This is a genomic window from Ruicaihuangia caeni, from assembly GCF_040536845.1.
GTDB lineage: Bacteria > Actinomycetota > Actinomycetes > Actinomycetales > Microbacteriaceae > Ruicaihuangia > Ruicaihuangia caeni.
The window spans coordinates 2253856-2274638 of sequence record NZ_CP159582.1; the positions used below are offsets into that span (position 1 = coordinate 2253856).

Here is a 20783-nt window from a genome sequence, read left to right on the forward strand (position 1 = left end):
AGCGGAAGCGCTCGCCGGCCTCAAGCGGGACACCATCCACTCGAAACTCGCGTCTTGCAAGACGTTGAATCGAAGTCTTAGGATGGTCATCCACTCAACATCGAGTCTCTCTCCTCCGAGTATTCATCTCGGCGAGAGAACGTCGTGCGAGTGATAAGATAAGGAAGTTGCCCTGTTTGCGGCCCTGGGAGGGGTCGGGCGGGGTGTCCGGTTCTTGAGAACTCAACAGTGTGCACATGTCAAATGCCAAATAACCTCGGCATTGATTGGGCGATTTCGGTTGCCTGGTTGGTGTTTGAGATTCCTTTGGATTGATTGGATTGTCAGCATTGACAGTCTTTCAGTCAGCATCAAATTTTTTACGGAGAGTTTGATCCTGGCTCAGGACGAACGCTGGCGGCGTGCTTAACACATGCAAGTCGAACGATGAAGCTGGGTGCTTGCACCTGGTGGATTAGTGGCGAACGGGTGAGTAACACGTGAGTAACCTGCCCCTGACTCTGGGATAAGCGCTGGAAACGGCGTCTAATACCGGATACGACCCATGAAGGCATCTTCTGTGGGTGGAAAGATTTATCGGTTGGGGATGGACTCGCGGCCTATCAGCTTGTTGGTGAGGTAACGGCTCACCAAGGCGACGACGGGTAGCCGGCCTGAGAGGGTGACCGGCCACACTGGGACTGAGACACGGCCCAGACTCCTACGGGAGGCAGCAGTGGGGAATATTGCACAATGGGCGAAAGCCTGATGCAGCAACGCCGCGTGGGGGATGACGGCCTTCGGGTTGTAAACCTCTTTTAGTAGGGAAGAAGCGAAAGTGACGGTACCTGCAGAAAAAGCACCGGCTAACTACGTGCCAGCAGCCGCGGTAATACGTAGGGTGCGAGCGTTGTCCGGAATTATTGGGCGTAAAGAGCTCGTAGGCGGTTTGTCGCGTCTGCTGTGAAACCTGGAGGCTCAACCTCCAGCCTGCAGTGGGTACGGGCAGACTTGAGTGCGGTAGGGGAGATTGGAATTCCTGGTGTAGCGGTGGAATGCGCAGATATCAGGAGGAACACCGATGGCGAAGGCAGATCTCTGGGCCGTAACTGACGCTGAGGAGCGAAAGCATGGGGAGCGAACAGGATTAGATACCCTGGTAGTCCATGCCGTAAACGTTGGGAACTAGATGTAGGGACCTTTCCACGGTTTCTGTGTCGCAGCTAACGCATTAAGTTCCCCGCCTGGGGAGTACGGCCGCAAGGCTAAAACTCAAAGGAATTGACGGGGGCCCGCACAAGCGGCGGAGCATGCGGATTAATTCGATGCAACGCGAAGAACCTTACCAAGGCTTGACATACACCGGAAACGGCCAGAGATGGTCGCCCCGCAAGGTCGGTGTACAGGTGGTGCATGGTTGTCGTCAGCTCGTGTCGTGAGATGTTCGGTTAAGTCCGGCAACGAGCGCAACCCTCGTCCTATGTTGCCAGCACGTAATGGTGGGAACTCATGGGATACTGCCGGGGTCAACTCGGAGGAAGGTGGGGATGACGTCAAATCATCATGCCCCTTATGTCTTGGGCTTCACGCATGCTACAATGGCCGGTACAAAGGGCTGCGATGTCGTAAGGCGGAGCGAATCCCAAAAAGCCGGTCTCAGTTCGGATTGAGGTCTGCAACTCGACCTCATGAAGTCGGAGTCGCTAGTAATCGCAGATCAGCAACGCTGCGGTGAATACGTTCCCGGGCCTTGTACACACCGCCCGTCAAGTCATGAAAGTCGGTAACACCCGAAGCCAGTGGCCCAACCGTAAGGGGGGAGCTGTCGAAGGTGGGATCGGTGATTAGGACTAAGTCGTAACAAGGTAGCCGTACCGGAAGGTGCGGCTGGATCACCTCCTTTCTAAGGAGCACTCGTCACCGTTTGGTGGCGTAGGTATCCCAGATCAAGGACGAATGTTCCTTGCTGGGTGCTCATGGGTGGAACATTTGACAAGAGCTGGCCGGTTCGGCTGGTGTTCAGTACGCCCTTCGGGGTTGGAACGGCACTGGTTCGGATGGGTTGGGTCGGGTGCGCACTGTTGGGTCCTGAGGGACCGGGCCGGCGCCGCTGCGGAAACGTGGTGGGGTGGGACTGGATCCTTCGGACCCGTTTCGGGTTCCCACTGTGGTGGGGCTTGGGCGGGTGCCGATCGTTTATTGAGAACTACACAGTGGACGCGAGCATCTTGCCAGTGTCACTTCGGTGATGCTGGTGAATTGTGGTCTCACCATCCAACACTTCTGGTGTTGTGGTGGTGTTTCATCTCATGTGATTTCAAGTTGCTAAGAGCGAACGGTGGATGCCTTGGCATCTGGAGCCGAAGAAGGACGTCGTAATCTGCGATAAGCCTCGGGGAGCTGATAAACGAGCTGTGATCCGAGGATTTCCGAATGGGGAAACCCCGCCAGGCGTTTGTGCGACCTGGTGACTCCCGCCTGAATGTATAGGGCGGGTAGAGGGAACGCGGGGAAGTGAAACATCTCAGTACCCGCAGGAAGAGAAAACAACAGTGATTCCGTCAGTAGTGGCGAGCGAACGCGGAACAGGCTAAACCGAGCCATGTGTGATACCCGGCAGGGGTTGCATGGTCGGGGTTGTGGGACCTTACAGGGTGATCTGCCGGTCACCCGCAGTGACGGAGCCGTATAGACGAACAGGTTTGAATGCCTGGTCGAAGAGGGTGCGAACCCCGTAGTCGAAATGCGGTGACGGCTGGTGAGTGTTCCCAAGTAGCACGGGGCCCGAGAAATCCCGTGTGAATCTGCCAGGACCACCTGGTAAGCCTAAATACTCCCAGATGACCGATAGCGGACAAGTACCGTGAGGGAAAGGTGAAAAGTACCCCGGGAGGGGAGTGAAATAGTACCTGAAACCGTTTGCTTACAAACCGTCGGAGCCGACTTGTATCGGTGACGGCGTGCCTTTTGAAGAATGAGCCTGCGAGTTAGCGGCACGTGGCGAGGTTAACCCGTGAGGGGGAGCCGGAGCGAAAGCGAGTCTGAACAGGGCGTTCAGTCGCGTGTCCTAGACCCGAAGCGAAGTGATCTATCCATGGCCAGGTTGAAGCGTGTGTAAGAGCGCGTGGAGGACCGAACCCACCTAGGTTGAAAACTGGGGGGATGAGCTGTGGATAGGGGTGAAAGGCCAATCAAACTTCGTGATAGCTGGTTCTCTCCGAAATGCATTTAGGTGCAGCGTTGCGTGTTTCTTGCCGGAGGTAGAGCTACTGGATGGCCGATGGGCCCTACAAGGTTACTGACGTCAGCCAAACTCCGAATGCCGGTAAGTGAGAGCGCAGCAGTGAGACGGTGGGGGATAAGCTTCATCGTCGAGAGGGAAACAACCCAGACTACCAACTAAGGCCCCTAAGCGTGTGCTAAGTGGGAAAGGATGTGGAGTTGCTCAGACAACCAGGAGGTTGGCTTAGAAGCAGCCACCCTTGAAAGAGTGCGTAATAGCTCACTGGTCAAGTGATTCCGCGCCGACAATGTAACGGGGCTCAAGCACACCGCCGAAGTTGTAGCATTCGCATTATTGGTAAGCCTTCGTGGTTCAGCCGTGCGGATGGGTAGGAGAGCGTCGTGTGGCGGGTGAAGCGGCGGAGTGATCCAGCCGTGGACGCCACACGAGTGAGAATGCAGGCATGAGTAGCGAAAGACGGGTGAGAACCCCGTCCTCCGGAAGACCAAGGGTTCCAGGGTCAAGTTAATCTGCCCTGGGTGAGTCGGGACCTAAGGCGAGGCCGACAGGCGTAGTCGATGGACAACGGGTTGATATTCCCGTACCGGCGAAGAACCGTCCCAACCAACCCAGCAATGCTAAGCGCCCGAACCCGCATAGTGAAGCCCTTCGGGGTGGATCGTGCGGGGGAGCGCGTGACCCGAGCTGGCGCGGTTAGCGTATTAACAGGTGTGACGCAGGAAGGTAGCCGTACCGGGCGATGGTTGTCCCGGGGTAAGGATGTAGGGCGAACGATAGGCAAATCCGTCGTTCATATGCCTGAGATCTGACGCATACCCCTCACGGGGGAATTCGGTGATCCTATGCTGCCAAGAAAAGCATCGACGCGAGGTTCCAGCCGCCCGTACCCCAAACCGACACAGGTGGTCAGGTAGAGAATACCAAGGAGATCGAGAGAATCATGGTTAAGGAACTCGGCAAAATGCCCCCGTAACTTCGGGAGAAGGGGGGCCTGAAGCGTGACGGGACTTGCTCCCTGAGCGTGTGATGGCCGCAGAGACCAGTGGGAAGCGACTGTTTACTAAAAACACAGGTCCGTGCGAAGAAGCAATTCGAGGTATACGGACTGACGCCTGCCCGGTGCTGGAAGGTTAAGAGGAGCGGTCAGCGTAAGCGAAGCTGTGAATTTAAGCCCCAGTAAACGGCGGTGGTAACTATAACCATCCTAAGGTAGCGAAATTCCTTGTCGGGTAAGTTCCGACCTGCACGAATGGCGTAACGACTTCCCAGCTGTCTCAACCATGAACTCGGCGAAATTGCAGTACGAGTAAAGATGCTCGTTACGCGCAGCAGGACGGAAAGACCCCGTGACCTTTACTACAGCTTGGTATTGGTGTTCGGTGTGGCTTGTGTAGGATAGGTGGGAGACTATGAAGCGGGCACGCCAGTGTTCGTGGAGTCATTGTTGAAATACCACTCTGGTCACTCTGGATATCTAACTTCGAACCGTGATCCGGTTCAGGGACAGTGCCTGGTGGGTAGTTTAACTGGGGCGGTTGCCTCCCAAAAAGTAACGGAGGCGCCCAAAGGTTCCCTCAACCTGGTTGGCAATCAGGTGGCGAGTGTAAGTGCACAAGGGAGCTTGACTGTGAGACTGACAGGTCGAGCAGGGACGAAAGTCGGGACTAGTGATCCGGCAGTGGCTTGTGGAAGCGCTGTCGCTCAACGGATAAAAGGTACCTCGGGGATAACAGGCTGATCTTGCCCAAGAGTCCATATCGACGGCATGGTTTGGCACCTCGATGTCGGCTCGTCGCATCCTGGGGCTGGAGTAGGTCCCAAGGGTTGGGCTGTTCGCCCATTAAAGCGGTACGCGAGCTGGGTTTAGAACGTCGTGAGACAGTTCGGTCCCTATCCGCTGCGCGCGTTGGAAATTTGAGAAGAGCTATCCCTAGTACGAGAGGACCGGGATGGACGAACCTCTGGTGTGTCAGTTGTTCTGCCAAGAGCACCGCTGATTAGCTACGTTCGGGACGGATAACCGCTGAAAGCATCTAAGCGGGAAGCCGGCTTCAAGATGAGATTTCCATCCCCTTCGGGGGGAGAGGCTCCCAGCCAGACGACTGGGTTGATAGGCCGGATGTGGAAGCGAGGACTAACGACTCGTGGAGCTGACCGGTACTAATACGCCAATGACTTGACAACACACCCCACCCTTCTGGGTGGGAGATGACTCGCGTCCACTTTGTGGTTCCCGATACACGGTCGGAACCACACACCCCCACCACACCAGTGGTGGAGGCCTGTGTTTTGTAACCGAAGATCGATACTGTTACGGCGGCCATAGCGAAGGGGAAACGCCCGGTCACATTCCGAACCCGGAAGCTAAGACCTTCTGCGCCGATGGTACTGCAAGGGCGACCTTGTGGGAGAGTAGGACACCGCCGGACCTCATTCCGGAACTGGCCACCCCGTTGGGGTGGCCAGCTCTGTTTAACCCGAAGATTCGAAGAGCGGTTCAACCCGCGGATTCAAAGGATCGCCGGGTACCGTGGTCAGCGGCTCGACGAAGCCCGGCCTGAACGAATTCAACAAGGAGTCACGCGGTGAGCGATGCCGAGGAGCGCCCGAAACGACCGGGCGAGACGCCGAATGGGCGACGGTCCGACGCGGGCCGCCCACCTCGTGGTCGTCCCGGCGCTGCACGTGGCGAGGGCGGCCGTCGCGGATCGGCCGACGGCGCCGCTGGGCGAGGGCGCCCGGCATCCGGAGAGGGGTCCGGGCGGCATGACGGCGGCTTCAAGCCCCGTGGCGACAGCGACAGACAGCGACGAGACGACGAGCGTCCACGCCGCGACGGCGACTACCGCCCGCGTCGCGAAGGTGAGTACCGCCCTCGACGTGACGATGACCGTCCACGTCGTGCTGACGACCGCCCTCGTCGCGAGGGCGAGTGGAAGCCGCGCCGCGAAGGCGACGGTCCACGACGGGGCGGCGAGTTCCGCCCGCGCCGCGATGACGAGCGTCCGCGACGTGACGGAGAATCGCGACCACGTCGCGAAGGTGAGTGGAAACCCCGCCGCGAAGACGACCGGCCTCGCCGTTCGGGCGACACCGGTCATCGCCGCGACGGTGACTGGAAGCCCCGTCGCGAGGGTGATCGCTCGCGCCGCGATGGCGAGTTCAGGCCGCGCCGCGACGATAGCGGTGCCCGCCGAGGCGGCAATTCGCGACCGCGCCGCGAGACCGACGGCGCCGGTCGCGACAGCGGGTGGAAGCCCCGCCGTGACGGTGACAGTTCCAGCCGCGGTGGCGACTGGAAGCCTCGTCGGGACGATGATCGTCCGCGGCGCGAGGGCGAGTGGAAGCCGCGCGGTGGCGACAGGCCGTATCGCGGCGGCGAACGTGACGGCGCGCGCGGCGGAGGTCCGCGGTCGTACCGCGAGGGCTCGGACCGCGGTTACGACCGCGGGGCGAGGGGCGGGCAGGGCCCGCGGCGCGACGGCGACTTCCGTGAGCGCGAAGAGCGCAGCATCCGTCCTCCTCAGGCTGAACGGGCACGGCGTAACGAACCGAAGATCCCCGACGATGTCACCGCCAAGGAGCTCGACCGAATTGCGCGCAACCAGCTGAAGACGCTGACCGCTGAGAACGCCGACCTCGTCGCGCGGCACTTGGTGATGGTTGCGCGCCTCATCGAGAGCGATCCCGAACTCGCGCACCGTCACGCCGAGGCGGCGGCGAACAAGGCGGGCCGCATCGGAGTAGCGCGCGAGACGCTCGCGATCACCGCGTACACGGTGGGCGACTTCGCGCTCGCGCTGCGTGAACTGCGCACCTACCGGCGGATCACGGGTCGAAACGATCACCTGCCGATGATGGTCGACAGCGAACGCGGCCTTGAGCGGCCGGATCGTGCCCTCGAGCTCGGTCGTTCGGTGCCGAGGAACGAGTTGCCGGTTCCTGTTCGTGTCGAACTCGCGATCGCGATGTCGGGCGCGCGACTCGACCAGGGTCGCCCCGATGAGGCGCTCGGTGAGCTGCAGATTCCTGAGCTCGACCCGAACACGGCCTACTCGTACAGCCCCGCGCTCTTCGACGCGTATGCCGTCGTGCTCGAAGAGCTCGGGCGCAATGACGAGGCCGCGGAGTGGTTCGCGCGCTCGGAGCGCGCGCAAGAGGCGCTGGAGAGCGCCCGGCATCCTGAAGGCGACGAAGGGATCGACGAGGTCATTGAGATTCTGGAAGAAGAAGTCGAGTACGACGAAGACGGCGGCGACGCCGGCTCCGGAACAGCGCGACTCGGTGGCGAGAGCGGCGACGTCTCGGCAAGCCTCGATGAACTCGGCGGGGAAGAGATCGTCGGTGACGAGCCCGTCGACGACGAGCTCGGTGACGGCGACGGAGAGCCGGCGCACGACTGACCCTGCGTCCCGCGAAGCCGCCCTGAGGTCGCAAGGACCGCAGGACCGACTGCTTCCGGCATCGAATGCGCGCGCGGCCGACGCCAAGACTCCGCTCGACGGTGCGGAGTTGATGCTTGCCGACCTCGACGGTGTGGTGTACCGCGGCGACGTCGCGCTTCCATATGCCGTGGAGAGCATACGGCGAGCAGCGTCGACTGTCCGGGTCGCCTACCTCACCAACAACGCTGCACGCACGCCGAGCACGGTCGCGAATCAACTGCGCGAGTTCGGGCTCGAATTGGCAGACGACGACGTGGTGACCTCACCGCAGGCCGCTGTGCGAGCGCTCGCTGAACTCGTGCCGCCGCCCGCCACCGTGCTGGTGGTCGGTGGTGAGGGCCTCACTGCCCAGGTCGAGTCCGCTGGCTACACCGTCACCCGCTCGGCCGACGATCGGCCCTCAGCGGTGATCCAAGGGTTCCACCCGGACGTCGGCTGGCGACAGCTCGCCGAAGCGTCGTTCGCGCTGCAGAGCGTCGACGGCGCCCCGGGCATCCCGTGGGTGTCGACGAACAGCGACTGGACCATTCCGTTGCAGCGCGGCATCGCTCCAGGGAACGGGTCGCTCGTCTCCGCCGTGCACCTCGCGGTCGGGCGGCTCCCGGTGACCGCGGGCAAGCCCGAGCCGGCGATCTATGAGACCGCGCTCGATCGCTATGGCACGCGCAACGCCGTGTTCGTCGGTGACCGCCTCGACACCGACATCCGCGGCGCGAACCGCGTCGGCATCGACTCGGTCCTCGTGCTCACCGGCGTCGATGGCGCGAAGCAGCTGCTCGCCGCTGGGAAGGGCGATCGCCCCACCTATATAGTCGACGACCTCAGAGCGCTCCACGAACCGTATCCGCCGGTCATCATCGACGGTGACGGTGCGGTGACCGTGGGCGCGGCATCGGTGATCATGCGCCGTAACCGCGTTGAAGTGCTCGCCGACGATGGAGAGCCCATCGACCTGCTGCGGGCAGCATCCCGAGCGATCTGGGAGACCGGCCTTGCGATCTACGGCATCGATGTTCCGGATGCCGTGTTCCGCCGACTCGGCATCGAGCCTCCGTCGCGCTGACGTTCTGGGTCGAACCGCGGCACGGGTGCTTGGAGCCGCTGTGGCTTCGACCGGCTCGCTCCGCAGTGGCGGCTCAGCGAGCGGGGATTACGCTGTGGGCATGGATCAGGGGAGCGATGCCGCGGTGAAAGAACCGGTGGGTTCGAATGCCGGGCAGGAATTCGTGGCCGATACGGCGCGCGACGAGGCCCTCGCCGAGGAGTTGCTCTCGCGCGTCGCATTGATCGAGGACCAGCCGCTCGAGCAGCGCGCTGAGGCGTACACGCAGCTCTTCGAGGAGCTCAAGTCGGCACTCGAGGCCGGCGACCTTCCTCGCGCATGACCGATGCACCGGCCGACTCAGGGAGCTCGGCCGCTGTCGCCGGCGAGCTCCGCCGGCTGGACGCGGCACTCGCCGAGCGTGGTCTCGCCCGCTCGCGCAGCCACGCCGCCGCCCTCATCGCGGATGGCCTCGTGTTCGTGGACGAACGGCCGGTCACCAAGGCGTCTGCGAAGGTCGCCCCGAGCCAGTCGCTGCGCGTCGAAGGCGCCGACCACTATGTGAGTCGCGCCGCGCACAAGCTGCTCGCCGCTCTCGACGGCTTCGACATCGACCCCGCAGGACGACTCGCGCTCGACGTGGGAGCTTCGACCGGCGGCTTCACGCAGGTGCTGCTCGAGCGCGGCGCACGCAAGGTCATCGCCCTCGACGTCGGGCATGGGCAGTTGGCAGGGCCGATCCGGGCAGACTCTCGGGTGACGGTGATCGAGGGCTTCAATGCGCGAGAGCTCTCTCGCGACAACCTGGCGCAGGCGGTCGAGCAGTCGGCGTCGCGCGCTTCCGGCTCGCCGGCATCCGAGCCTTTCGAACTGCCTACGCTCGTCGTCGGCGACCTGAGCTTCATCTCTTTGACGCTCGTGCTTCCTGCGCTGGTTGCGACCTGCGGCCCGGACGCCGACTACGTCTTGCTGATCAAGCCGCAGTTCGAGGTGGGCCGCGGCGGCGTGCGGGAGGGCATCGTGCGCGACGCAGGTTTGAGGCGCGAAGCGATCAGCGCGGTCTTGTGGGCGGCGCATGAGGCGGGGCTCGCCACGGCGGGGCTCGTGCCCTCCCCGATCGCGGGCGGGTCGGGGAATCGCGAGTATCTGGCCTGGTTCAACCGGGTTCACGGGGCGCTTCCGACAGAATGGGATGAGCGGATCGAGGCGATGCTCTGAACGAGCTTGCACCCAGCGGAGAAGCGCATCGCTGGCGCTCGACCGCATTGCTCGACACGAGGAGGCCCATGTGACCACGACGCGGTACTTCCTCGTGGTCGCGCACACCGGGCGTGAAGAATCTCTTGAGTCTGGCGTCGCCGTGTGCCGACAGCTCACAGAGGCCGGCACAGTGCCAGTGCTCTCCAGCGACGAGCACGCAGAGATGATCGCCGTCGCACCGGATCTCGAGCGCATGCGCGTGCTCGGGCGCGACGTCGAGGTCGACGACCTCGAGCTCACCATCGTGCTCGGCGGCGATGGCACGATCCTGCGGGCCGCAGAGCTCACACGCGGAGGCGCGGCGCCCCTGCTCGGCGTGAACATGGGGCACGTCGGGTTCCTCGCCGAGAGCGAGCGCAACGAGCTCACCGCGACCGTCTCACGCGCACTCGCTCGCGACTACGAGGTCGAAGAGCGCATGACCCTGAAGGTCGAGGTCGAAGCTGACGGAGCGGTCGTCTATGAGACCTGGGCGCTCAACGAGGCGACCGTCGAGAAGCGAAGCCGAGAGCGGATGCTAGAGGTCGCCATCGAGGTCGACGCTCGCCCCCTGTCGACCTTCGGCTGCGACGGTGTGGTCATGTCGACCCCGACCGGCTCGACGGCCTATGCCTTCTCAGGCGGTGGCCCCGTCGTGTGGCCGAATATCGACGCCATGCTCCTCGTGCCGCTGAGCGCGCACGCACTGTTCGCGAGGCCGCTCGTCGTCGCCCCCGAATCGGTGCTCGCGATCGAGGTGCTCGCGCGCTCTGAGAACGGCGGCGTGCTCTGGTGCGATGGCCGGCGTGCCCGCGACCTCGAATCCGGAGCCCGCGTCACTGCCACCCGATCAGAGGTGCCCGTGCGGCTCGCCCGGCTCGACCCGGCGCCGTTCACCGACCGCCTCGTGCGCAAGTTCCAGCTTCCCGTGCACGGTTGGCGAGGACCGGCCCGCGAGCACGTCGCGCCCGGCGAGCGGTCTGGCGCCAGCGCTGAGCAGCGAGCCACTGAGCAACGAGCGACTGAGCAGCGAGCGGCAGAGCGGGGTGCGGAGCGGGGGAGCGGCGCGTGATCGAAGAGATCACCATTCGCGACCTCGGCGTCATCGAGCAGGCCACCCTGCCGCTCGGCCCGGGGTTCACCGCCCTCACCGGCGAGACCGGCGCAGGCAAGACCATGGTCGTGACCGCGCTCGGACTGCTGCTCGGCCAGCGGGCCGAGAGCGGCGTCGTGCGGGCGGGAGCGTCGCAGGCGGTCGCCGAAGGACACTGGCTGCTTCCGGAGCAGCACGCTGTGCTCGACCGAGCGAAGGATGCCGGCGGTTCCACCGACCCGGCCGGCAGCAACGAGGCGGGAGCCGCCGTCGAGGCGCTGCTCATGTCGCGCTCGGTATCGGCCGAGGGGCGCAGCCGCGCCTGGGTGGGCGGCCGCTCAGCCCCGGCAGGGCTGCTCGCGGAGCTCGGCGAGCAGCTCGTCGTGGTGCACGGGCAATCCGACCAGCTGCGCTTGCGGTCCCAACAGGCCCAGCGCGACGCGCTCGACCGCTTCGCGGGTGCCGCGCTCGCCGAGGCGCTCGGCCGCTATCGAGAGCGGTACGACCGCTGGCAACGGCGCCGTACCGAGCTCGACGAACTCGTCACCGAGCGCGATGATCGGCGCCGCGAAGCCGAAGAGCTCCGCGCCGCCATCGATGAGATCGAGGCGGTATCGCCTCGCACAGGTGAAGACGCGGCCCTCGCCGAGCAGGCCGAGCGGCTGACGAACCTTGAAGAGCTGCGGGCTGCGGCATCCGCCGCGCATGAGGCGATCGCGACCGAACGGCTCGACGACGGTGTCGACGCGATCGGCATGGTCGAGCAGGCCCGCCGCGCGGTCGAGCGCGTCGCAACGCACGACGCGGCGCTCGCGCCGATCGGCGAACTGCTCGCCGGGGTCTCGTTCCAACTCGCCGAGGCGGCCACGCAGCTCGCCGGCTACCTCGATGGCCTCGACCTCGAAGCGTCTGGCGAACTCGATGCGGTGCAGGAACGCCGCGCCGCGCTCGCCTCCCTGACTCGCCGCTATGGCGAATCGATCGACGAGGTGCTGGCGTACTTCGACCGGGCGGGTCTGCGCCTGCTCGAGCTCGACGGCGACGACGACCGCATCGAGGCGCTGACCGCAGAGGTGCAGGCGGATGCCGAGGCGCTCGACGCGCTCGCCTCCGAGGTCACCGCGCACCGCCGCGAAGCCGGCGCCGCACTCGCCGACCGGGTCAGCGAGGAGCTCGCTGCGCTCGCCATGCCCGATGCCCGTCTGGTGGTCGAGGTAGACGAGCGCGAGGAGTTCGCGGCGCACGGCCGCGACGCAGTCTCGATCCTCCTGCAGCCGCACCGCGGCGCCGACCCGCGTCCGCTCGGCAAGGGCGCCTCCGGCGGAGAGCTCTCGCGCGTGATGCTCGCGATCGAGGTGGTGATCGCCTCGAGTGACCCGGTGCCGACCTTCGTCTTCGATGAGGTCGACGCGGGCGTCGGGGGAGCGAGTGCCATCGAGATCGGCAAGCGCCTTGCGAGGCTCGCGCAGACCGCGCAGGTGATCGTCGTCACCCACTTGGCGCAGGTCGCGGCATTCGCGAACAACCACCTTCGCGTGGTCAAGGAGCACGGTGAGGTCACGGCCTCGAGCGTGCAGCAGCTCGAGGGTGACGCGCGGCTCGAGGAGATGGCGCGGTTGCTCAGCGGCCTGAGCGACTCGGAGAGTGCGTTGGCGCACGCTCGCGAACTGCTCGACGCGGCATCCGCTGCGGTCACGTAGGCGTTGGTCATGTAGGCCTCGGTTACGTCGGGATCGGTCACGTGGGGATCGGTCACGTGGGGATTGGCCGCATGTCCAACGACCTGTTGCCGCGCAACCGGCGCGCGTACGGTGCAGGTATGGCTATGTCTGAGGAATCACGTGCACAGGCACTGAACACCGAGGTCGCGCGATACGTGAGCCAGGGCTGGACGGTCGAGTCCGCATCGATCGGGCAGGCGGTGCTCTCGAGGAACAAGCGGATCGGCTGGTTCTGGAACACGGTGCTGGTGTTCGTCACCGGCGGGCTGTGGCTCATCTACGTCATCTACCGCGCCCTGAACCGCATCAAGGAGACGATGGTCGTCACCGTCGATGCCTACGGTCGCGTCTTCACCCGCTGAAGCGCCACGCCCGACCCCTCGCCTCAACTCGCCCCCGGCGGCTGTCTTCCCGACGCCGGCCAGAGTTGCCGACGCGGGCTAGAGGAGCCGACGTGGGCCAGAGAAGCAACTCTGGCCCTCGCGTGCAAGTCTGGCCGGGATGGGGGATCTCGCGGCAAGAGGAGTGCGCTGGACAGCATGCTCCCGCCGGCCACCACGGCGGTCCGTCGCGCGGCTGAGCGAATCCGGCATCCGCCGCGCCGGATTCCCAGCGGCAGGAACGTCAGCGTCGGTTACGATGTAAACCCGTGGTGGACAATCAGGGCGCGACCGTAACCAAGCACATTTTCGTCACGGGCGGGGTCGTCTCCTCACTCGGCAAGGGGCTCACCGCAGCAAGCCTCGGCAATCTGCTCACCTCACGCGGACTCCGCGTCGTGATGCAGAAGCTCGACCCGTATCTCAACGTCGATCCGGGCACCATGAACCCGTTCCAGCACGGTGAAGTGTTCGTGACGGATGACGGGGCCGAGACCGACCTCGACATCGGCCACTACGAGCGCTTCCTCGACATCAACCTCAGTCAGGCCGCGAACGTCACCACCGGCCAGATCTACTCGCAGGTGATCGCACGCGAACGGCGCGGCGAGTACCTCGGCGACACCGTGCAGGTCATCCCGCACATCACTGACGAGATCAAGCGCCGCATGCGCCTGCAGGCCTCCGAAGAGCCGCAGCCAGACGTCATCATCACCGAGATCGGCGGCACCGTCGGCGATATCGAGTCGCAGCCGTTCCTCGAGTCGGCGCGTCAGGTGCGTCACGAACTCGGCCGCAAGAACGTGTTCTTCGTGCACGTCTCGCTCGTGCCGTTCATGGGTGCGTCAGGCGAGCAGAAGACCAAGCCCACGCAGCACTCCGTGGCCACGCTCCGTTCGATCGGTATCCAGCCCGACGCGCTCGTGCTGCGCAGCGACCGGCCCGTCACCGAGAGCAACCGGCGCAAGATCGCCCTCATGTGCGACGTCGAAGAGGCCGCGGTGGTCAACGCCATCGACATGCCGAGCATCTACGACATCCCGACGATGCTGCACGAGCAGGGCCTCGACGACTACATCATCGACCAGCTCGGCCTCGAAGCGACCGAGCTGCGCTGGGAGGGCTGGCAGCGCGTGCTCGACGCGGTGCACGACCCCAAGCGCGAGGTGACCATCGGCCTCGTCGGCAAGTACATCGACCTGCCCGACGCCTACCTCTCGGTCACCGAGGCGTTGCGCGCCGGCGGCTTCGCCCACCAGGCGAAGGTGAAGATCAAGTGGATCCCGTCCGACGCCTGCGAGACGCCGGAGGGCGCGGCGCGCGAACTCGGCGACATTGACGGCATGTGCGTGCCGGGAGGCTTCGGCATCCGCGGTATCGAAGGCAAGCTCGGAGCGCTGAAGTTCGCGCGTGAGAACGGCATCCCGACCCTCGGCCTCTGCCTCGGCCTGCAGTGCATGGTGATCGAGTACGCCCGCAACATGGCGTCGCTGCCTGGAGCCTCGTCGACCGAGTTCGACCCCGACACCGAGTTCCCGGTGATCGCGACCATGGCCGAGCAGGTGGACATCATCGCCGAGGGCGACCTGGGCGGCACCATGCGCCTCGGCCTCTACACCGCCGCGCTTGCACCCGGATCGCTGGCCGCAGAGCTCTACGGCGCCGACTCGGTCGAGGAGCGGCACCGTCACCGCTACGAGGTGAACAACGCGTACCGCGACCGCATCGCCGAGGCCGGCCTGCAGTTCTCGGGCACGCTCCCCGACGGCTCGCTCGTCGAGTTCGTCGAGTTGCCGCGAGACGTGCACCCCTTCTACATCGCGACGCAGGCGCACCCCGAGCTTCGTTCGCGCCCCAACCGCGCGCACCCGCTCTTCCGCGGACTCGTCGACGCTGCGATCGAGCGCCAGGAGGCCAGCCGCCTGTTCGAGGTCGCTGAGACCGCCGAGACCGGCGATTCCGGTGAAGCGGCAGGCGAGAGCGAAGGTGCGGATGCCGCAAGCTCGGTCGTGACCGGCGCAGCGGTTTCCTAGCCCGCCGTCGGCTGGCGGGGGCTCGCTCGGAAGCGAACCCGCCGGCCGCTCAGCCCGCGCGGTCGAGCTCGCCGGAGTTCGCCAACGCTAGCGCAGTGTCGGCGAAGACCTGCGCGGTGGCGACGACCGACTCCCACGGTGCGAACTCGTCCTCGCAGTGCGAGCGCCCATCGCGCGTCTGCGTGAACAGCATGGCGGTGGGGCCGGCACCCGCGAGATGAACGCTGTCGTGCCCGATCGTGCCGACGGTGTGCTGCCAGCGGATGCCGCGGGCGTCGGCGGCGCGCTCCAGCATCCGTTGAATGCGCTCGTCGAATGCGGGGCTGCGCATCGACCAGAAGCGGTCGATCTCGACGCCGACTCCCTCCTCACCTGCGATGCGGCGGAAGAGTGCTTCCAGCTCGTCGAGCCGGCGGTCGAGGGTCTCGTCGTCGCGGGCGCGAACATCGAGGCTGAACTCGGCCTCGTGGGCGATCACGTTGGTCGAGCCCGGTTCGACGCGCATGCGGCCGACCGTCGTCTTGAACGCGCCGACAGCCACGGCGGCGTCGCGCGCCGCCACGATCATGCGGGCGGCCGCGACGACGGACTCGTGCCGGCCGCCCGGGCCCGGACCTCCTGCGTGCCCACCCGTGCCGGTCACCCGCACCATGCTCCAGCGCACCGGCTCGACCCGAGGCACGATTCCGACGAGCGCCCCTGACTGCTCGAGCTGCGGTCCCTGCTCGATATGCGCTTCGAGCGACGCGAAGAAGTCGCCGACTCTGTGCTCGGGCTCGCCGAGATAGCCGATGCGCTCGAGGGCGTCGTCGAGGCGGATGCCGTCGGCATCCGTTCGCGAGTGCGCGTACGCGGCGTCCCACTGACCCGTGATCACGCCCGTGCCGAGCATCGCCGGCGGAAAGCGCGCCCCCTCCTCGCCCATCCAGTTCACGACCACGACCGGTCGCAGCGTGCGAGCGTCGGCATCGTTCATGGCCGCAACCGTCTCGAGCGCGATCGCCACCCCGAGGATGCCGTCGAAGCGGCCGCCGGGCACGACAGTGTCGAGGTGCGAGCCGATCAGCACCGGCAGCGCAGCGTCATCGGTGCCGGGTCGGCGGGCCGTCATGTTGCCCACGTCGTCGAATCGCACCTCGAGCCCCAACTCGCGCGCGGTCTCGGTGAACCGGTCGCGCGCGGCCTTGTCAGCATCGGATGCGGCAGGGCGCGACACTCCGCCTTGGGGTGTACCGCCCACGTCGGGGGAGGCGAACGCGTCGAGATACGTGCGCAGACGTTCGGGGTCGATGCGCAACGAGCCGGCATCGGAAGACGAAGACGATGCGGAAGCCGCAGCCGCAGCCGAGGACGAAGACGAAGACGAAGGCGTGGGAGTAGCGGACACGGCGCGCTCCTACTCCGCTCGAAGCGGCATCGCGATGCAGCGGATCGGCGACGCCGAGGCGCCGCGCAGCTTGAGCGGCAGCCCGATGAACGCGAACTCCGAGACGCCCGCCGCCGAGAGCTCCTCGCAGTTGAGCACCTCGATGATCGGCACCCCGGCCTCGTTGAACAGGTACATGTGCACGGGAATCCACGTCGACTCGTTCTGTGCGGGCAATTGCTCGATCGCGACATTGTCGGCGCCGACGATCATCGCCCCCTGTTCGACGAGCCACTTCGCGCCGTCGAGGTTGAGGCCAGGCTCGTCGGTGAGGAACGCCGCGGCATCCGGCCACTCGCGGTAGCGTCCCGTGCGGATGATCACCACGTCGCCGGTCTGCACCGTCACGCCCTGGCGCTCTGCGGCGGCTTGCAGGTCGTCGGGGCCGATGCCGTACGAGGGCTCGAGCTGCTCGACGCCCTTCAGCGCGGCGATGTCGAGCATCACGCCTCGCGCGATGATCGGCGGGATGGTGTCGACGCCGCACTTGTTCCAGGTGCGGTTCCCGAAGTGCTCGTGCGCGTGGTACCCGTTGAAGATCTCGCCGTGGCAGCCGAAGTGGTTGAGCGCGTCGATGTGCGTGCCGCTGTGGGTGTACATCGCGATCGCGTCGCCCGTGTAGCTCGTGAGCTTGTTGGCGTCGTCGTCGAGGCCCAGCGGGTTCGTGACCACATCGCCGGCCGGGTCGTGCGTCTTGTAGATCTGATACGCGGGGTCGCCGAGCGCGCTCCAGGTCGGCATCCCGACGAAGTACTCGCACGAGAGATCGAACACGCGCGATCCGTCGACGCGGGCCAGCACGTTGACGCGCGACTCGGGCGTGATGTGGTTGAGGGCGCCGATCTCGTCGTCGGCACCCCAAGGGCTCTGTGCAACGGTGAACTGGTGGGCCATGACGTGCCTCCCTGTCGGGCGCGCCGAGCGGCGATGCACAGCTGCGTGCGGTCTTCCGGCGCGGGTAGCGAACGGATGATGACCGGAGCCCACGGCGTGAGACCGGCCGATGGTGGGTCCATGATCGACCCGCGATGGGCGGTGGTCAAGGGATGGGCTCGATGGCGCCGTTTCCCCACCGCGCCGAGCGCGCCTACTCGCGCTACTCTCGGGGAATGGCTGATCGAGCGGACTCGACTGGCAGGGGGCCCACGGGAGCTGAAGCCTCTGCGCGTGAAGAGGGCACAGCATCCTTCGATGAGTCGCAGGTTGCGGAAGAGTCCGCGGCGCCTGGAACTGAGCCCGAGGGCACCCGCGCAGACGACGGAGTGCTGGTCGCCGACGCCTCGGCAGAGCCGCTGATCGCCGACGAGGCGTGGCCGGTCGAGGTCGTCGAGCACGAGCGCCCGTTCGAGGGCATGGTCTGGAACATCGACCGCGACCGTTTCATGTACCGCGATAGCGCGCTCGTGCGCGAGTACATGGCGCATCCGGGAGCCGTCGCGGTGCTCGCAATGGACGAGCACGATCGCGTGCTGCTGGTGCAGCAGTACCGGCACGCGGCGCGCGCTCGACTGTGGGAATTGCCCGCCGGTCTGCTCGACGTCCACGGCGAAGACCCGCTCGAGGCGGCCAAGCGCGAACTGGCCGAAGAGGTCGACCACGAGGCCGCCCATTGGGAGCCGCTCATCTCGAGCCTGCCGAGCCCCGGCGGCAGCAATGAGGCGATCACCGTCTACCTCGCGACGGGGCTGAGCGAGACCAGCGAAGCGTTCGATCGAGAGCACGAAGAAGCCGATCTCACGGTGCGTTGGGTGCCGCTCGACGAAGCCGTGCAGGCGGTGCTCGAGGGCCGGGTGCGGAACGGCATCCTGCAGACCGCGTTGCTCGCTGCGCAGGCGCGCGGATTGGGCCGCGGTCGTTTCAGCGGTGGCGACGGTCGCGATGGCGGCGATCGAGGGGCAGAGGGCTTCGGCGGCGATGCAGGGCGCGTCTGACGCGGTCGAGGAGCGCGCAGCATCCGCTGGGCCTCAACCTGCGTCCGAGCCTGAACCTGCAGCTGAACCCGCGCCTGAACCCGCAAGCGCACCCGCACGTGTGACTCCGCTGAGCCGCGCGATCGAACGGTACCTGCGCCACATCACGATCGAGCGCGGTCTCTCGGCGAACACCGTCGCCGCGTACCGGCGCGACCTCGGCAGCTATGCAGCGCACCTGGCTCGCGCGGGCATCGACGAACCGCGCGCGATCGCGGCATCCGATATCTCGGAGTTCGCGCAGTGGCTGCGCACGCGAGCCGAGGCTCCGTTGAGCGCGTCGTCGCTGGCGCGAGTGCTCTCGTCGGTGCGCGGCCTGCATCGCTTTCTGCTCGACGAGGGCCTGGTCGACGAGGATGTCGCGGCTGACACGCGCCCGCCGAAGCTGCCCTCGCGCCTGCCCAAGGCCATCAGCTTGGGCGAGGTCGAGGCGCTGCTCGCCGCGGTCAGCGGTGATGATGTGCGCGACCTTCGCGACCGGGCGCTGCTCGAGTTGCTCTACGCCACCGGCGCCCGGGTCTCGGAGGCCGTGGCGCTGAATGTCGACGACGTGATCGAACTCAGGGGTGCTGCGGGCTCGGGCGGAGGTGGCACCGGTGACGAGGATGACGACGGCGGCCACCGTACGACCGGCACGGTCGACGTGGTGCGGCTCCTCGGTAAGGGCGACAAGCAGCGCATCGTGCCGCTCGGCAGCTACGCGCGCGACGCGCTGGAGGCGTATCTCGTGCGCGCGCGTCCGTCGCTCTCGGAACGCGGGCGGTCAACGCCGGCGCTGTTCCTCGGCATGCGCGGGCAGCGGTTGAGCCGGCAGAACGTGTGGTTGATCATCCAGCGCGCGGCGGAGGTCGCCGGCATCAGCTCAGCCGTGTCGCCCCACACACTGCGGCACTCGTTCGCCACGCACCTGCTCGAGCGGGGCGCCGATGTGCGCGTCGTGCAGGAGCTGCTCGGGCACTCCAACGTCGCCACGACGCAGATCTACACGATGGTGACCGCCGACACACTGCGCGACATGTACACGTCGGCGCACCCCCGCGCCCGCTGACCGAGCCGCCTTGCGCATCGCCCGCGAGCGCCCCTCAAGCCGGGCGCTCAGTTCAGGCGCCGAGGGTCTCGGCCGACCAGTCCGCGACGCGCGCGAGCAGCTCGGCATCCACGGGGCGCTTGACGTCCTTGCGGTAGTCGGCGATCGACGGCTCACCTTCTTGCGTGCGCAGGATGTGGCTCAGCTTCGGCATCGCGACCGTCTCGACCGGCCCCGCCACGCAGTCGCGGATGACCTCGAGGTCGCCAACCGGCGTCTGCAGATCCTTCTCACCGGTGATCGCGAGCACCGGCACCGTGATCTTCGAGTACGACAGGCTCGGGTCGTGCGCGACGAACTCGCGCATCCACTTCGCGTTGAGCTTGCGCCCCTCGATGCGCATCACATCGGCGGTGCTCGCGCCGATCTTCTCGTGCGTCTTGCGCGACTTCTCGACCAGGTCGGTGCGCATGAGCTTGAGCACGAACCGCACCCAGCCCGGCAGGCTCGGCGCGATCTTGGCCGCCTGCCACGCGAGCAGCGTCTTGCCCGGCTGCGCCGACGCGCTGAGCAGCACGACACCGCGCAGTTTCTGGGCAGTGCCCTCACCGAGCAGCGCATCGATGGATGCCGGAGCGGATGCTGCAGCGGATGCCGCCACCTCGTCGCTCGCGCTCGCTCCGCCAGTGGCGCCGTTCGCCGCGGCCGCCGGTACCGCGCACCGAGTGGCGACCGGCCAACCTGCCGCGAGCTCGCCGGCGACGAGCGCGCCCTCGCTGTGGCCCACGACGATCACGCGGTCGGCGTCGACCTCGGGAGCGTTGCGGAGCGCGTCGAGGGCGGCAGCGGCATCCGTCACGCCCTCATAGAAGCCGGCGCTGAGGAACTCACCGCCCGAAGCTCCGACGCCGCGCTTGTCGTAGCGCAGGGTCGCGATGCCGCGCTCGCGCAGCGCTTCGGCGAGCTGGCGGGTGATGTCGAGCGGGAGTTGCTTGATGCTCGAGTCGCGGTCGACCGGGCCCGAGCCGGGGATGATCAGCGCGGCCGGGTGCGGAGCGTCGCCCGCAGGGAGCGCGAGGGTTCCCTCGAAGCGAGTTCCGTTCGAGTCGAAGGTGATAGTGCGGTCGGCCACGGGTGGTCCTTTCGATTGCTGAGGCTCTGCGCTCTTGAACGCTCTGGGCTCT

At 66.0% G+C, this 20783-nt stretch carries 14 protein-coding genes and 3 rRNA genes; 13 read left to right on the forward strand and 4 right to left on the reverse strand.

What is annotated here, in order from left to right; all coding sequences use genetic code 11:
• Nucleotides 1–358 precede the first annotated feature (358 nt).
• The 3 genes from ABV606_RS10520 (at nt 359) to rrf (ending at nt 5652) form a co-directional block, all read left to right on the forward strand.
• Nucleotides 359–1882 (forward strand): 16S ribosomal RNA (locus tag ABV606_RS10520).
• Nucleotides 1883–2294: 412 nt separating this feature from the next.
• Nucleotides 2295–5407 (forward strand): 23S ribosomal RNA (locus tag ABV606_RS10525).
• Nucleotides 5408–5535: 128 nt separating this feature from the next.
• Nucleotides 5536–5652: ribosomal RNA gene (rrf, locus tag ABV606_RS10530) — 5S ribosomal RNA — on the forward strand.
• Together the 16S, 23S and 5S rRNA genes form the textbook arrangement of a ribosomal RNA operon.
• 138 nt (nt 5653–5790) lie before the next feature.
• Here the strand turns inward: rrf and ABV606_RS10535 are convergent.
• Entirely contained in the window at nt 5791–6876 is a 1086-nt protein-coding gene (locus ABV606_RS10535) for a hypothetical protein (protein WP_353987689.1), read from the reverse strand.
• A 6-nt stretch (nt 6877–6882) separates the two neighbouring features.
• Between ABV606_RS10535 and ABV606_RS10540 the strand changes: the two genes are divergently transcribed.
• The 8 genes from ABV606_RS10540 (at nt 6883) to ABV606_RS10575 (ending at nt 15176) form a co-directional block, all read left to right on the forward strand.
• Nucleotides 6883–7626, forward strand: coding sequence for a hypothetical protein (locus ABV606_RS10540; protein ID WP_353987690.1), 744 nt, complete (start codon nt 6883–6885; stop codon nt 7624–7626).
• A gap of 112 nt (nt 7627–7738) precedes the next feature.
• Nucleotides 7739–8731 (forward strand): HAD-IIA family hydrolase, encoded by a 993-nt coding sequence (locus ABV606_RS10545; RefSeq protein WP_353988820.1) that lies wholly within the window; start codon nt 7739–7741, stop codon nt 8729–8731.
• A 100-nt stretch (nt 8732–8831) separates the two neighbouring features.
• Nucleotides 8832–9053 carry a hypothetical protein gene (locus ABV606_RS10550; RefSeq protein ID WP_281488083.1) on the forward strand — a complete coding sequence of 74 codons (222 nt, stop codon included), beginning with the start codon at nt 8832–8834 and terminating at the stop codon, nt 9051–9053.
• Entirely contained in the window at nt 9050–9928 is an 879-nt protein-coding gene (locus tag ABV606_RS10555) for a TlyA family RNA methyltransferase (RefSeq protein WP_353987691.1), read from the forward strand. The genes ABV606_RS10550 and ABV606_RS10555 overlap by 4 nt, the downstream gene beginning before the upstream one ends.
• Nucleotides 9929–9998: 70 nt before the next feature.
• A complete protein-coding gene (locus tag ABV606_RS10560) occupies nt 9999–11021 on the forward strand; it encodes an NAD kinase (protein WP_353987692.1) in 1023 nt (340 codons plus the stop codon).
• Nucleotides 11018–12742, forward strand: a complete 1725-nt coding sequence (gene recN / locus ABV606_RS10565; protein ID WP_353987693.1) for a DNA repair protein RecN — start codon at nt 11018–11020, stop codon at nt 12740–12742. Before ABV606_RS10560 ends, recN begins: the two co-directional genes overlap by 4 nt.
• A gap of 125 nt (nt 12743–12867) precedes the next feature.
• Nucleotides 12868–13125: a hypothetical protein gene (locus tag ABV606_RS10570; protein WP_353987694.1), complete on the forward strand. Its 258-nt coding sequence runs from the start codon at nt 12868–12870 to the stop codon at nt 13123–13125.
• A gap of 287 nt (nt 13126–13412) precedes the next feature.
• Nucleotides 13413–15176 carry a CTP synthase gene (locus ABV606_RS10575; protein ID WP_353987695.1) on the forward strand — a complete coding sequence of 588 codons (1764 nt, stop codon included), beginning with the start codon at nt 13413–13415 and terminating at the stop codon, nt 15174–15176.
• A 49-nt stretch (nt 15177–15225) separates the two neighbouring features.
• Here the strand turns inward: ABV606_RS10575 and ABV606_RS10580 are convergent, their stop codons facing one another.
• Nucleotides 15226–16563: a M20 family metallo-hydrolase gene (locus tag ABV606_RS10580; protein WP_353987696.1), complete on the reverse strand. Its 1338-nt coding sequence runs from the start codon at nt 16561–16563 to the stop codon at nt 15226–15228.
• Nucleotides 16564–16572: 9 nt separating this feature from the next.
• Nucleotides 16573–17496, reverse strand: a complete 924-nt coding sequence (locus ABV606_RS10585) for a cyclase family protein (protein WP_353987697.1) — start codon at nt 17494–17496, stop codon at nt 16573–16575.
• A gap of 215 nt (nt 17497–17711) precedes the next feature.
• Here ABV606_RS10585 and ABV606_RS10590 point away from each other — a divergent pair, with 215 nt between their 5' ends.
• Entirely contained in the window at nt 17712–18533 is an 822-nt protein-coding gene (locus ABV606_RS10590; protein WP_353987698.1) for an NUDIX hydrolase, read from the forward strand.
• Between the two features lie 109 nt (nt 18534–18642).
• The gene (gene xerD, locus ABV606_RS10595) at nt 18643–19620 is read left to right on the forward strand and encodes a site-specific tyrosine recombinase XerD (RefSeq protein ID WP_353988821.1); all 978 of its coding nucleotides are present in this window, start codon (nt 18643–18645) and stop codon (nt 19618–19620) included.
• Between the two features lie 52 nt (nt 19621–19672).
• Here the strand turns inward: xerD and ABV606_RS10600 are convergent, their stop codons facing one another.
• The gene (locus ABV606_RS10600; RefSeq protein WP_353987699.1) at nt 19673–20731 is read right to left on the reverse strand and encodes an alpha/beta hydrolase; all 1059 of its coding nucleotides are present in this window, start codon (nt 20729–20731) and stop codon (nt 19673–19675) included.
• Between the last annotated feature and the right edge of the window lie 52 nt (nt 20732–20783).

What these genes read in the sequence shown, in the direction of transcription:
- ABV606_RS10585 (WP_353987697.1), bottom strand. Translation starts at nt 17,496, where the DNA reads ATGGCCCACCAGTTCACCGTTGCACAGAGCCCTTGGGGTGCCGACGAC.
- ABV606_RS10540 (WP_353987690.1), top strand. Translation starts at nt 6,883, where the DNA reads ATGGTTGCGCGCCTCATCGAGAGCGATCCCGAACTCGCGCACCGTCAC.
- ABV606_RS10545 (WP_353988820.1), top strand. Translation starts at nt 7,739, where the DNA reads ATGCTTGCCGACCTCGACGGTGTGGTGTACCGCGGCGACGTCGCGCTT.
- ABV606_RS10570 (WP_353987694.1), top strand. Translation starts at nt 12,868, where the DNA reads ATGTCTGAGGAATCACGTGCACAGGCACTGAACACCGAGGTCGCGCGA.
- ABV606_RS10555 (WP_353987691.1), top strand. Translation starts at nt 9,050, where the DNA reads ATGACCGATGCACCGGCCGACTCAGGGAGCTCGGCCGCTGTCGCCGGC.
- ABV606_RS10550 (WP_281488083.1), top strand. Translation starts at nt 8,832, where the DNA reads ATGGATCAGGGGAGCGATGCCGCGGTGAAAGAACCGGTGGGTTCGAAT.
- ABV606_RS10590 (WP_353987698.1), top strand. Translation starts at nt 17,712, where the DNA reads ATGGCTGATCGAGCGGACTCGACTGGCAGGGGGCCCACGGGAGCTGAA.